This window comes from Bacillus cereus group sp. N24, assembly GCF_016483345.1.
GTDB lineage: Bacteria > Bacillota > Bacilli > Bacillales > Bacillaceae_G > Bacillus_A > Bacillus_A toyonensis.
Genome location: NZ_JAEHCA010000003.1, coordinates 282,702 through 296,342 on the forward strand (window position 1 = coordinate 282,702; position 13,641 = coordinate 296,342).

The window sequence follows — 13,641 nt, forward strand, 5'->3', positions numbered from 1 at the left end:
TCCCACCATATACTTACACATTACATTTCATGATTTTATACAACGTACATAGCGCAATTAAATTTATTGTCATGTTCCAAGCATGCTTTTATACATTTTCATTGTCGAATTTACTCAAAACATGTTATGTTCTAAATGTATTTTTCAACTTGAAAGGGGTATAAGCATTGAAAAGAATCCTAGTTTTACACACAGGTGGAACAATTGCAATGGAGGAAGATAAAGAAACTGGGGTCGTACAACCAGGAGAAAAAAATCCTCTTTTAAAATTCATTCCTGATTTAGAAGGCGATGTTGATTTAATCGTTGAAGATGTGTTCCATCTACCATCTCCTCATATGACACCAAGCGAGATGTTACAATTACAAGTCATCATTGATGAAAGAGTAAAACAAGACAACATTCATGGCGTAGTCATTACGCATGGTACGGATACATTAGAAGAAACCGCATATTTCCTAGATTTAACAGTCAAAGCAACTATTCCAATCGTAGTAACAGGCGCAATGCGTTCTAGTAATGAATTAGGTGCTGATGGTCTATATAACTTCTTATCAGCTGTAAAAGTAGCTAGCAGTAATGAAGCTGCAGAAAAAGGTGTTCTAGTCGTATTAAACGACGAAATTCATTGCGCTACAAATGTAACGAAAACACATACAAGTAATGTTGCAACATTCCAAAGTCCACAATATGGACCAATTGGAATGGTAACAAAACGTGGTGTTGTCTTCCATCACGCTTTAGTACATCATGAAACGTATACAGTAAATAACATCTCTAAAAACGTCGTTGTTCTAAAAGCATATGCTGGTATGGATGATACATTGTTAGCAGCAATTGAAAACCTTCCAGTTGACGGAATTGTCATTGAAGCGCTTGGACAAGGTAATTTGCCTCCACGTACACTCCCTAGTTTAGAACGATTAATAAGCAAAGGAATTCCAGTCGTATTAGTTTCACGTTGCTTCAATGGTATCGTTCAAGACGTATATTCATATGAAGGTGGCGGCAAACAATTAAAAGATATGGGCGTTATATTCACATACGGCTTAAACGCTCAAAAAGCACGTATTAAATTACTAGTCGCATTAGAGAATACAAAATCACATGAAACAATCCAAAATATGTTTATGCACGAATAAAAAAAGCTGTCGAATTTTTCGACAGCTTCTTTTTATTTTTCTCTCGACGCAATGGTTTGCGCAATCGCATCTCCATGAAATCTACCGTTCTCGATAAATATTTCATTTGCATTATTCCCAGCGGCAATTACACCTGCAATGAAAATATTTTCAGTGTTTGTTTCCATTCTATCCTCTGTATAAATCGGACGCCCAGTTTCTTCATCAATTCGAACGCCCATCTCCGTTAAGAAACTATGATCAGGATGGTAACCCGTCATCGCAAATACAAAATCATTTTGGATTGTAAATGCCCCGTCATCAACGGTATACGTTAATGTATGTTCAGTAATTTCTTTCACATGAGCCCCAAAATGCATTTGAATTGTACCGTTTCGTACTAACGCCTCAAATTCCGGTAAAATCCACGGCTTAATGCTCGGCGAGTACTCACTTCCACGATACAGTACCGTTACACGCGCTCCTGCTTTAACAAGTTCCAACGCAGCGTCTATACTTGAGTTTTTTCCACCTATAACTACTACATCTCGATCAAAATAAGGATGTCCTTCTTTAAAATAGTGAGCTACTTTCTTCAGTTCCTCACCTGGAACATTCATATAATTTGGATTGTCATAATATCCAGTGGCTACAACAATATATTTCGCTATATATATTTCTTTATGTCCGTCACGTTTCGTCGTCTCAACCTTAAAAACTTCTCCATCTTTTTGAACTTTCTCTACTCGTTCGAAAGCATTTATGCGTACAGATTTACGCTTTACTACTTCGCGATAATACGCAAGTGCTTGATTTCGAACTGGCTTACGGTTTTCGGTAATAAAAGCTACTTCACCAATTTCTAATTTTTCACTAGAGGAGAAAAATGTTTGATGAGTTGGATAATTATAAATCGCATTTACAATGTTTCCTTTTTCAATTACTAACGGATTAATCCCTACCTTTTGCAACGAAATTGCTGCTGCTAATCCGCACGGACCGCCTCCAATTATGATAGCTGTTTCTTTCTGCATACTCGGTTCACTCCTAGTCTTCTACCTCTGCACTATTTATAAAAACAAGAAAAAACCTACTTACAACAGTAGGCACCTATCTTTATTGTATTCATTTTTCATACGTTTGTCATCTAAACGAAACGTACATCCGATAGACATCTGCTAAAAACTGTTGAAATCTAATACCTTGTTTCCCTAATACATTTTCAGGATCAATCTTTCTAGCTGGATCAAGTGTTTTATGTGATACGATATCTTTTTTCGGATTCAAGCCAAAGTTTTGACATAAATAAGCATGATACCATGTAAAACGCGTATACGCTTCCCAAAAGTTAACATCACCGCCATAACAAAGTTCCACACCAATGGCAGCCTTATTCGCATCATAACCATATAAGTCATTATCCGTCGACACACCATATCGAACATGATACGCAACTTCATTTATAGGAACAATTTCCAATATTGTTTTGTCATCTATAAATGTATGCGCCGAAGCTTTCGGTTGTATTTCATTAAAGTAATCCCGATTTCCTATTGCATTGCTACCAGGATTCCCTGTATCATGACTTACAATAAACCTTACTTTAGAAAGAGGAATTCCCGGTCGTGAACTTCCATATCCAATATAGTTACGCTCTATAGGAAACATCGCCATTACTACCAACTCCCGCTTTAGAAAATTACCTTACTTCCTTATATATGTATTCGGTAGCAATGTCCTTATCGCATATTTCTTACACGAAGAGAAAATCGAAAATATTTGATGTGAACACCATAAATAACAAAATACTTACAGCGACTCCATAAAAACCGTAAAACCAAACACAATCTTCTTTCGTATCTAAGCCGAAAAATTCATTTACTGATTGTAATAATGCGCCACGCTTACTTTGTTTGTTTCGTAATACTTCCACTCGTTCTACAACATCTGCTGGCATCATAAATCTTTGGTCTACTGTCATTTTCATCATTTATCTCTCCTTAAAATCATTTCCGTTTTGTTTATCTAAGGAGAGTATAGCACGTTTGTTCGTATAGAACAAGCGTTCTTTTATTTTTTTATTTTATTTTTCAACAAGCCAAGTAATAATCGTGAATATAACAGCGATAATCGACCCTACTACAACCAAACCAAATATTAAAAACAATAAGCCTTCTCCGAACATCCGAACGACACTTGTTTTTCGGGCTTTCATCGTTCTTGAGAGTTCTCCCTCTAACCTCTTAACCTTTTCTTCTAATTGTTCTACTCGTTCCATCATTTCATTTTCCATATACAACACCTCACACTAATACTCCAACAAAAAAACGTGATTCCCTCGAAAGGAATCACGTTTTTTCACGATATAATATTATACCCAACCTCTGAAGCGACTTGCTTCAGCCATTTTACGAACACCAACCATATAAGCTGCTAAGCGCATGTTCACTTTACGAACTTGTGCTGTTTCATAAATAGAATCAAATGATCTTACCATTACTTTTTCTAAGCGTTGTTCTACTTCTTCTTCTGTCCAGTAGTAACCTTGGTTATTTTGTACCCACTCAAAGTAAGATACTGTAACTCCACCAGCACTTGCTAATACGTCTGGAACAAGTAAAATTCCGCGATCTGTTAAAATTTTAGTTGCTTCTAAAGTTGTTGGACCATTTGCAGCTTCAACAACAATTTTTGCTTTAATATTATTAGCATTTTCTTCTGTAATTTGGTTCTCAATTGCAGCTGGAACTAAAATATCGCAATCAAGTTCTAACAATTCTTTGTTTGAAATTGTATTATTAAATAGTTTTGTTACTGTACCGAAGCTATCACGACGGTCTAATAAATAATCAATATCTAATCCATTTGGATCATGTAATGCACCGTAAGCATCTGAAATTGCAATTACTTTCGCACCTGCATCATGCATAAATTTAGCTAAGAAGCTACCCGCATTACCGAACCCTTGAACAACAACACGCGCACCTTTAATATCAATGTCGCGTTTTTTTGCAGCTTCGCGAATACAAATTGTTACACCTTTCGCTGTTGCTGTTTCACGTCCGTGTGATCCACCTAATACAAGTGGCTTACCTGTAATAAATCCTGGTGAATTAAATTCATCAATACGGCTATACTCATCCATCATCCATGCCATAATTTGAGAGTTTGTAAATACGTCTGGAGCCGGAATATCTTTTGTAGGACCAACGATTTGGCTAATTGCTCGTACATAACCGCGGCTTAGTCTTTCTAATTCACGGAATGACATTTCACGTGGGTCACAGATAATTCCACCTTTACCTCCACCATACGGTAAATCAACAATACCACATTTTAAACTCATCCAGATCGAAAGTGCTTTCACTTCATTTTCTGTTACATTCGGATGGAAGCGAATTCCACCTTTCGTTGGACCAACAGCATCATTATGTTGCGCACGATATCCTGTAAATATTTTAACAGTCCCGTCATCCATACGAACTGGTATTTTCACTGTCATCATACGAATTGGTTCTTTTAATAATTCATATACTTCGTTTGGATAACCCAATTTTTCTAATGCTTCACTAATAACAATTTGTGTCGAATTCAATAGTTCAAAATGTTGTTCCCTTTGTTGTTGTGTTTTTGTTTGAGTTCCCTTTTCGGCTACCATAGTAAGTAAACCCCCTGTAATTTCACTTGTTTAGTAAACCTTCATTGCCTAGTATACACCGTTAAATTTGGAATGCAATAGAAAACGCTAACAAATATATACAACTTATTTCGTATTGCAAGCGTTTTCACTATTATTATAGTCCTTTTATTGCTTTTAGAAAAGTAAAATACTTAAATATTTAAATATTTTTTATCTCACTCGAATACAGCGTCGCGAAACGGTATATTTAATTAAGAAAACGTTTGTTTAAATATTTATAATTGACCCTAGCCTTACTCCTCTTATCCAAATAAAATACAAAACCCCAGCTATGTTATATTAGCTGAGGTTTTGCTTTTTCACAAAGTAATTGTATACTTGTTCAATTGCTTGAGAAGCCATTAATTCTTTACCATACTCCATTACACGGTAAATGGTTGCCGTAGACGGATTACCGTATTCTGCTAAAATAGCTATAAAATCCGCCTTCAATAATTGTATTTGCTCTTCTTCTTCCATCCAAAGATAGAAACGCCCATCCCACGTATATAACTTTCCGCCAGTTACACCAAGGTTATATAAGCGATTCGACAGGTTAATTACGTCGTCTAGTGTAGCAAACTCATAAAGTATGTGCTCGCTCTCATCTAGAGTCACTTGCATTTCAATAAACTCGTCACGGAACTCATCATCTGTATCCACTTCTTGATTTTCCTTCGTTACTATTACAACCATGCCTTGTGCTTGTAGAGAAAATACTTCAACTGCAATTGGACCATCTGCTTCAAATCCTAATTCTTTATTTGCTTCTTGCATCATATCACGAAATAGTTGCTGTACTTTCGGTGCATTTCTCCATAAATCCTCTTTCGTTAATCCTCGTTCAGATAAATCATCAAATGTTAGGAAAATTTTTATCTTATTATAATTTAATCGTTCCAGCCTCATCTCATACCCTCCCTACGTAACCATTGAATCTAATTTTTATTATATGAAATAGAAAATAGATGGTTCTTTCCGAACAACTATTCTAACATTTTTAACCATTCATCCCATTCTTCTTTCGTATCGCCGATTAGGATTGTTTGAATGTTCAACTGATCTCGAGCGCTTATTTCCCCTATAACCCCAACAGAAAGGTTCTCATTTTTTTCTTGCAATAAATCCCCAACATTCATCGCCCTTTTCAGTTCTAGGCCATTTTCAAAAGAGACAAATAAATATTTTGGCTGTATTTGCTCAACCGCTAATAACATGCCATCTCCCTCTAAACTTGTCCTAATATGTATCGCCTCATATCCTTTTAAACGTAAATACATTGAGAAAATAAATCCTTTCAACGCATTATTTTCTAACACAATTACTTTGTGTATGGAAGAAAACGTTGAAGCATTATGATACACCATTCCTAGACGAGTTTGTAAAAATGATACGGCATATTGGAATTGCGTCATTGCAATCTCATTGTTATTTTTTAGTGTCAACAATTTGTTTGTCACTTGAAGAATAATACCGGTGATAATTTTTTCTGTTGAATAAATACTAAAAGCCTCATTTATTAATGCAGAAGTTGTAATTTCATCAAATTCTAACAAAGCTTGTAGTAAATCGTCCACTAAAACAACTTCTTTATCGTAATGTATTTCTTTTTGGGCATTACTCTGCAAACGATTCCCTTCTAATAACTGCACTGCTTGTCCAATCATCATACCGGAAGAAACCTTCTCCATTAACCATTTCAAAATTCGAATATGCTCTTCTGTATATAATCGATGCCCAGCTTGATTCCGCTTTGGGGCAATAATCTGATATCGCCTTTCCCATGCACGAAGCGTACTCGGTTGAACTCCAATAATATTCGAAACAGCTTTTATATTATATTTTCCATTTAGAGTTGGCATCATTTCCCTCCACATAACGTAATAATATGTGTTTGAGCAGGTGCTCGAAAACGAAGTGGAATCAATGTTGTTCCGTATCCATTACTAACAAAGAGAGTCGTATTTGAATGATTATATACGCCACCTTTTAAATATTTTTCAGATGGGAATAATCGAATCTGTCCTCCATGTGTATGTCCACTTAACACAAGTGAAATTTGTTCTTTTCCAGACATTTTTTTTATTATATCAGGGTTGTGACTAATTAAAATACGAAATCCCTCTTCTTTACAATCAGCCAATGCTAAGTCTAAACGATCACGTTCCAATCCAACATCATCTACACCGAGTAAGCAAATTTTCTCTCCTAACTCAGATTCAAATACAACTCTTGTATTATCTAAAACTTTTACATTATTTTCTAATAGCAACGCATCTAATTCATGGTATTCAATCTCATAGTCATTATTTCCCCATACAAAATATACAGGAGCTATCGCTCTTAACTTTTGAATATTTGCAGAGATTTTTGATAAAGGTACGCCCTTTTCCGCTAAATCACCACCAATAATAACGAGATCTACTTTTCCCTTTATTCGCTCAATTAACGAATCTGAAACGACTCTTCTATGAATATCAGAAATAAAAAACATATTCATCTGTTGAAAACTTTGCGGGAATTCTTTAAATTCTAAAGTATGTTCCAATACCGTATTACGCATCGCTTCTTTATACATTACAAGAAGAAATATTATACCTATACATATGAGAGTACTTAATATTGTAATCCATATCATATTTTTACTCCCCTACTCATAAAGATAATCCTCAGTTTTTATAACAAGCTACGAATTGCTTAATTTACTAGCTCTCTTGTTTTACGGACTTATCTTTTATCGGAATTTTTAATTCTTGACCTGCACTCACTTCATCTTCTTCTAAGTTATTATACTTTTTAATAACTTCAATCCCACTTTCATCTGAAAAATATTGCTTCGCTATACTTTCTAAAGTTTCTCCCTTTTTCACAGTATGCGTTACCACCTTCTCAGATTGTTTCTGAGTTTCAGATTTGGCTGAATCAAAAAAAATTACTTCAAACGCACTTTTACCAGCATTACTACTATCACTTTTCACCTGAATATATTTATCCGTATACCATAAAATACTAATTGGTAGTAATATGAATAGACACGTTAATACTCGGACAAAAATGTGATTCATTTTAAACTTTTGCTTTTTCTCTTTATTTCTATGAAGTTCACTTCGCGGCGGTAAACTTTCATCTTCTTCCACTTGCTCAACTTCTAATTCCTCTTCAAAATCAGGAATTCGTTTCCTCATGTTGTTCACCACCACCTTCCATTTATTTTCTTAGTTGGAGTCCCATTATAAAATCAACAAGAAAGTGTGCAAAGATTGTTATAAATAAATTCTCTGTCCATTCAAATACATAACCAAAGACAAAACTAATAAAACAGACGAAACAAAACAAAAATGGCTTTGTTATATACCGAATATGTAAGACTGCAAATACTAAACTTGCTATTATAATTCCGAAATGAGTCTGCATTACACCTCTAAATAAAAATTCTTCTGCAAAGCCAATAACGAACGTAATAACGAGTAAATGCATAACTGACATTCCTTGAAACATCTTATCGTTAATACCACCATCATCAAACCAAGACTCTGGAAATACTCGCATTGCAACATAATCTAATAACACAATACCAATCGCTAATAAACTACCTACTATAAGTATTCGTACAGGTTCCCACTTCCAAAGACTAAAAACTTCTTTTGTATCTCGAAATAATATATATGCTAGCAAACAACCAATACCAATAATAATTAGCTGTGTTATATACAGATTCAGCCTTATTTCTTTCGGACTCATATCTTCAACATTATGCCTTTGAATGTTCATCATTCCTCCATCTTTTCTAGGCCGAAAAGCTTTTGTAACTCTGTTTCCCAATTATAGTCGAAATCGGATTGTTGCGCTCGTCTTTTTTTATACTCCGTTTTTGTAATACCACAATAATCGCAGCAATTTTTCAACTCTGTCTCTTTTCTATAACCGAACTGTTGAAGTACATATTCACGCCTACATCCTTTAACTTGTATCCATGACTTCATGTTTTCTAGCTCACTATATTTATTACGCAATCTTATTTCTACTTCAGCTATTAATCTGTTCATGATTTCATCTGACAAGCTCTCTAATATTAGTTTTCGCCGTTGTATGATCCCAAGCCGTTCGAGATGATAGCGGATGAAACGCCAATATTGTTCATTAAATCTTGCTGCATTATAACAAATTTCTTCTACATCTTCTATTGGTAATTCTTTCGTTTGAAACATTCTTTCTTGTAGTAAAGAAAATAAAAATTGTATTTGCGACTTACTTGGCAATTCATCTTCAATAATTGAAATTGGCAAATCGTGATCCAACGGACTACATAATAAAAAGGCTATACTCGGTTCGCCATCTCTTCCAGCTCTTCCGATTTCTTGCAAGTAGGAAGCTATATTAGTCGGATAATGGAAATGAATAATATATCTCGTATTCGACTTATTTACTCCCATACCAAAAGCACTTGTGCATATTACAATTTGCAATTGATCATTCATAAATTGCTGCTGAATTAACATACGCTCTTCATGTTCCATACCACCATGATAAAAAGCCACACCAGTACAGCCTTTTCCTCTTAAATATTCCGTTAAACGTTCTGTCCATGCTCTACTTGAACAATATACAATCCCAGGCCCCTGTAAATACATCACATGTTCCAAAAGTGCTTCTTTCTTCTCTTCTATCGTCTCTACAAATTGCACTTCCATTGCAATATTTGGACGATCAATAGAGTATGCATGCTGCGAGACATTCTTTAAACTTAAACTCTCTGCTATATCTTGCAGTACATCCTTTGTCGCTGTCGCTGTTAATGCTAGTACCGTAGGAGATCCAATGTTCTCGATTACTACGTTTAATTTTTTATAATCCGGTCTAAAATCATACCCCCACTGCGAAATACAATGGGCCTCATCCACAACAAACATTGAAATATGAATTTTCTTCAATTCTCTTATTAATAAATCCGATTGCAACATTTCTGGAGACACAAAAATAAATTTATAAAAAGCCAATTTTTTCATCGCTTCTCTTTTTTCACTTAATGTCCGAAAACTATTAAATGCAATCACTCGATTTTTCACAACATACTTTAATTGTGTAACTTGATCTTCCATTAAAGATAATAGTGGTGATACAACAAGCACTGTTCCTTCTTGCATTAGCCCTGGGAGTTGATAGCACATAGATTTCCCTCTTCCAGTCGGAAGCATCGCTATAACATCTTTTCCTTCTAATAAGTCTGTAATAACTTCTTTTTGTCCTTGACGAAATTCAGAATATCCAAACCACTTATATAAATATTCCTCAAGTTTCATTTATACCCTCCATCCGTGCCAATACAAGACGGACTTCAAAATAAGATATCTCTTCCCCAACCGCTTGTTTCAAGACACGTAACTTACGTGTTTGTAATGTCTCAATTACTTCTTTTACTTTATCTATTTTGTCTTTCTCCATAAACATCTCAATTGAAAATTCTTTTTCTCGTAAAGCGATTTCTACAAAATGATCTTCTATCGTTGCAACCTTCAAATTCCGAATTGTTGCTATTTCTTCCAGAAAGCGTCCTTGTCTCCAAAGATTATATGTTTTTTTCGTAGATATGCTAAATAAATCAGCCTTCTCATTTGGATAAGATATAATTTCAGCTAATAACGGAAACTCACTTTCTTTATTACGAACTTCTTGAATAATGAAATGAATTGTACCCCAAAATAAAAAATACACTCGAAATACATCTTGTTTCGTAATTTCTGCTAATTGTTGCAACGTACAACCGATGCGTTTATAGCCCGTTAAGCGATATGTTACGATTGTCGCCTCTAATGGTTTATTTTTTTGTAAAAGAGTATACATCTCCTTCCACAACCTTTTAGCCAATTCACTTCTCATATATGGTATTCCAGTGAGAAAACGTTTCACCCACATCATTATTTCTGTATCTTGCTGAATTGGAATAAATTTCGTATTCACCTGTTGTAAATTCGAAATGGTTTGAACGATTAATGATAATCTCTTCCAAAACGTTTCACCTATTTCACCATAGTGTAAACCATGTAAACACGTCGGAAAAGCAAAGTCATCTTTCCATTTTTTTAATTGTATGTTACCAGCAGTCGTTACTACGTATGTATTTTCATGTATAGATTGAACTAAATCCGTTTGTAACAACTTTGCAACTTCTTGATCATAATCAGCTCTATTCAATGATTTATAAATCCCAAACAAAAAAGAAATTTGAAACATATTCCCATCTTGTAATGTTTGCGATGACCTCTTTCCTTTTAATAAATAATAAATAGAAGAAACGGTCCTTTCGCCATTTAATTGTTTTAAACAATACAATAAAGTATATTGTATTTGCATTACCGCTTCCCCTTTCCAATTTAACTTAATTCTTTTTCAATATGATTACAACGTCTACTGTTACTCATTAACCTTATCATATCGGTACCATATGCTTGTACATACTCTATTGTACCAAACGAAATAACATTTACGTATTTTGAAAATCTTATGACATAATTCAAAAATAAGTTGACACTCTAATTGATAAGCATTATCATTATAATTTTATGTTGAAAAGTTTTACAAACCGTTTTACAATAAGGTTATAATTTTTATGGCGAGCTTTTCACATACATATTATCAGGAGGGAAAAAAGATGGCAAAATATACAATCGTTGATAAAGATACTTGTATCGCATGTGGTGCTTGCGGCGCTGCTGCACCAGACATTTATGACTATGATGATGAAGGTATTGCATTTGTAACATTAGATGATAACCAAGGTATCGTTGAAATTCCAGATGTATTAATTGAAGATATGATGGATGCATTCGAAGGTTGTCCAACTGACTCAATTAAAGTTGCTGACGAATCATTTGACGGCGACGCTTTAAAATTCGAATAGTCTTTTATTAACTTCAAAAAATGCCCCTCATATTGATGAGGGGCATTTTTTGTTCCCTATTTTCATTCTACTTAACAAAAAACCAGTAGTAGTTTCACACTACTAATGGTTTTATTTTATATGTTATGCATTTTTCATTTTTGCAAACACCCATACTTTCAGGCGTGAGAATAATGCTACAAATACAATTGTTACTACAATTCCTTTAATTAAATTAAACGGTAAGATCGCTGTTACAACAGTCGTTCTTATAGCCTCACTAGACATAGCAGGTGCATTTAAAAACCAAGTGTAAGCTGGGAATATGATGATATAGTTTAATACACTCATAATTAGCGCCATTGTAATTGTCCCTAACATTAGTCCTGTCGTTAAACTCTTTACAGTACGATACTTTCTAAATAAGAAAGCTGCTGGTCCAATAAATAAACATCCTGCAATAAAGTTTGCAATTTCTCCAACTGGCACTCCTATTAAACTTCCTTGAATCCCGTAATGTAAAATATTCTTTATTCCCTCTACAATTATCCCCGCAATTGGTCCAAAAATAATTGCAGCAATTAGAGCTGGCACATCACTAAAATCAATTTTTAAAAATGGCGGAAGCCCTGGGAACGGGAAATCCAACATCATTAGTAAATATGCAATACTACTTAGCATTGCTACACTCACCATCTTTACTACACTGTTTTTTTGTTTCATCGTTCTCTCTCCTTTTCCATCGATCATCTCATGGAAAGTGGAAAGGTTCTGCTATGCCTATTTTTTCATAGAATGAAAAAACCCTTTGTGTTTTACACAAAGGGAGAATTTAAGGCACATCAAACAGACGTTCAAATTCCTATCTTTTTTGAACGCTTGAACCTCCATCTTCTCCCATCCAGACTATACTGTCGGCTTTGGAATCACACCAAATCCTGCCTTAACGGCTCGCGGGCTTAGAACGAAATCATAAATAGTTCATCACCGCCGGTCGGGATTTTCACCCTGCCCCGAAGATAGACCGATATTCTATTTTCCCCTTCATTATACAACAACCTAATAACATTGTGAACTAAAAAATTGTAACTTACTTAAAATTAGTTGTTTATTTTTTATAACCTATTAATAATTGCAAAATATTTTACAATACACCCCATATTTTTTATTATTAGGCATTTCTCTTTTGAATTCCCTAGTCATATATAATGAAAAGTGATAAGATGTTGAATTGTTAAGATAAGAACATTTTCTGAGTTATGGAGGAAATGTCATGAAGAAAGATAAAAGACACTCTATTCGAGAAGCAATGAAAAAAAACTTAAGAAAAGAATACTTTTACTTAAAAAAAGAATTACTTTTCTACTGTCCAATTGATTTAGGCACATTCTCAAGCGAGACATACTATGCTGCTTTCGATGAAGATGGCATCAGTATTTATCAGTATGATAAAAAAACAGAAAGTAAATTAAAATTGTGCGAGCGTCATCCATGGAAGAGTTGGAATAAAGTGAAGGTTGATCACTATTTGACAACTTCTCAATTTATTTTTCAAGGTGAGCGTAACTGGATATTATCCCTTTTCCAAAAAGGAAAAGAAGCTCAAAAAATTATCGAAGAGCATACATCTTTACAAACAGAAGTTGTTTCTCGCTCTTTCTTAAAAAAACTTCCTGGTTTTCGTTCTAATACACCGTTGAATAAATACATCGGCAGCATTTGTTACACTGCACTTATTGCATTTTTATTAAAATGGATGATTCCATTTCAAGCACCACAAATCGCCCTGTACTCTCTTTCGATTGGTTGTATGCTTCTTGGCTTACTTTGTTTGACAATCGGTTTAATTGAACCGACTATTGTACTGTTTCGAACAAAAGAAAAAACAAGAACAAAAGTTTTTTACTTATATAGCTACTTAGCTATTTCTGGATTTATATGTGTCTTTATTTTTTGGTAAAAGA

The 13,641-nt window shown here is 34.4% G+C and carries 16 protein-coding genes and 1 riboswitch; of the genes, 3 read left to right on the forward strand and 13 right to left on the reverse strand.

Annotated features, from left to right (window positions below):
* Nucleotides 1-167 precede the first annotated feature (167 nt).
* A complete protein-coding gene (ansA, locus tag JDS95_RS07345; RefSeq protein ID WP_000822002.1) occupies nucleotides 168-1,142 on the forward strand; it encodes an asparaginase in 975 nt (324 codons plus the stop codon).
* Between the two features lie 32 nt (nucleotides 1,143-1,174).
* Here ansA and JDS95_RS07350 read toward each other — a convergent pair whose 3' ends face one another.
* From JDS95_RS07350 to JDS95_RS07405, 12 genes are all read right to left on the reverse strand, one after another.
* On the reverse strand, nucleotides 1,175-2,155 hold the full coding sequence (locus JDS95_RS07350) for a YpdA family putative bacillithiol disulfide reductase (protein WP_001168501.1): 981 nt from the start codon (nucleotides 2,153-2,155) through the stop codon (nucleotides 1,175-1,177).
* Nucleotides 2,156-2,264: 109 nt separating this feature from the next.
* Entirely contained in the window at nucleotides 2,265-2,795 is a 531-nt protein-coding gene (locus tag JDS95_RS07355) for a peptidoglycan recognition protein family protein (protein WP_001240652.1), read from the reverse strand.
* 79 nt (nucleotides 2,796-2,874) lie between these two features.
* Nucleotides 2,875-3,111 carry a DUF3961 domain-containing protein gene (locus tag JDS95_RS07360; protein WP_002042997.1) on the reverse strand — a complete coding sequence of 79 codons (237 nt, stop codon included), beginning with the start codon at nucleotides 3,109-3,111 and terminating at the stop codon, nucleotides 2,875-2,877.
* A gap of 93 nt (nucleotides 3,112-3,204) precedes the next feature.
* Complete coding sequence (locus tag JDS95_RS07365; RefSeq protein WP_098162478.1) at nucleotides 3,205-3,414, reverse strand: hypothetical protein; 210 nt, start codon at nucleotides 3,412-3,414, stop codon at nucleotides 3,205-3,207.
* A gap of 78 nt (nucleotides 3,415-3,492) precedes the next feature.
* Entirely contained in the window at nucleotides 3,493-4,779 is a 1,287-nt protein-coding gene (gene gudB / locus JDS95_RS07370) for an NAD-specific glutamate dehydrogenase (RefSeq protein ID WP_000225171.1), read from the reverse strand.
* A gap of 321 nt (nucleotides 4,780-5,100) precedes the next feature.
* Nucleotides 5,101-5,709: a genetic competence negative regulator gene (locus JDS95_RS07375; RefSeq protein WP_001235404.1), complete on the reverse strand. Its 609-nt coding sequence runs from the start codon at nucleotides 5,707-5,709 to the stop codon at nucleotides 5,101-5,103.
* A 77-nt stretch (nucleotides 5,710-5,786) separates the two neighbouring features.
* Nucleotides 5,787-6,662: a MerR family transcriptional regulator gene (locus tag JDS95_RS07380; RefSeq protein ID WP_001142654.1), complete on the reverse strand. Its 876-nt coding sequence runs from the start codon at nucleotides 6,660-6,662 to the stop codon at nucleotides 5,787-5,789.
* On the reverse strand, nucleotides 6,662-7,438 hold the full coding sequence (locus tag JDS95_RS07385) for a metallophosphoesterase (RefSeq protein WP_000637912.1): 777 nt from the start codon (nucleotides 7,436-7,438) through the stop codon (nucleotides 6,662-6,664). The genes JDS95_RS07380 and JDS95_RS07385 overlap by 1 nt, the downstream gene beginning before the upstream one ends.
* A 67-nt stretch (nucleotides 7,439-7,505) precedes the next feature.
* On the reverse strand, nucleotides 7,506-7,985 hold the full coding sequence (locus tag JDS95_RS07390; RefSeq protein ID WP_001231536.1) for a LysM peptidoglycan-binding domain-containing protein: 480 nt from the start codon (nucleotides 7,983-7,985) through the stop codon (nucleotides 7,506-7,508).
* Between the two features lie 22 nt (nucleotides 7,986-8,007).
* The gene (locus JDS95_RS07395; RefSeq protein ID WP_001025773.1) at nucleotides 8,008-8,571 is read right to left on the reverse strand and encodes a CPBP family intramembrane glutamic endopeptidase; all 564 of its coding nucleotides are present in this window, start codon (nucleotides 8,569-8,571) and stop codon (nucleotides 8,008-8,010) included.
* Nucleotides 8,571-10,100 (reverse strand): RecQ family ATP-dependent DNA helicase, encoded by a 1,530-nt coding sequence (locus JDS95_RS07400; RefSeq protein WP_000762984.1) that lies wholly within the window; start codon nucleotides 10,098-10,100, stop codon nucleotides 8,571-8,573. Before JDS95_RS07400 ends, JDS95_RS07395 begins: the two co-directional genes overlap by 1 nt.
* Nucleotides 10,090-11,151 carry a YpbB family protein gene (locus tag JDS95_RS07405; RefSeq protein ID WP_001167019.1) on the reverse strand — a complete coding sequence of 354 codons (1,062 nt, stop codon included), beginning with the start codon at nucleotides 11,149-11,151 and terminating at the stop codon, nucleotides 10,090-10,092. Before JDS95_RS07405 ends, JDS95_RS07400 begins: the two co-directional genes overlap by 11 nt.
* Nucleotides 11,152-11,449: 298 nt before the next feature.
* Here JDS95_RS07405 and JDS95_RS07410 point away from each other — a divergent pair, with 298 nt between their 5' ends.
* Nucleotides 11,450-11,698 carry a ferredoxin gene (locus JDS95_RS07410; RefSeq protein ID WP_001151993.1) on the forward strand — a complete coding sequence of 83 codons (249 nt, stop codon included), beginning with the start codon at nucleotides 11,450-11,452 and terminating at the stop codon, nucleotides 11,696-11,698.
* A gap of 123 nt (nucleotides 11,699-11,821) precedes the next feature.
* Here the strand turns inward: JDS95_RS07410 and JDS95_RS07415 are convergent, their stop codons facing one another.
* A complete protein-coding gene (locus JDS95_RS07415) occupies nucleotides 11,822-12,400 on the reverse strand; it encodes an ECF transporter S component (protein WP_000810842.1) in 579 nt (192 codons plus the stop codon).
* A gap of 162 nt (nucleotides 12,401-12,562) precedes the next feature.
* A riboswitch (FMN riboswitch) is annotated at nucleotides 12,563-12,702 on the reverse strand.
* Between the two features lie 248 nt (nucleotides 12,703-12,950).
* Between JDS95_RS07415 and JDS95_RS07420 the strand changes: the two genes are divergently transcribed.
* Nucleotides 12,951-13,637, forward strand: coding sequence for a hypothetical protein (locus JDS95_RS07420; protein ID WP_000710843.1), 687 nt, complete (start codon nucleotides 12,951-12,953; stop codon nucleotides 13,635-13,637).
* Nucleotides 13,638-13,641 lie beyond the last annotated feature (4 nt).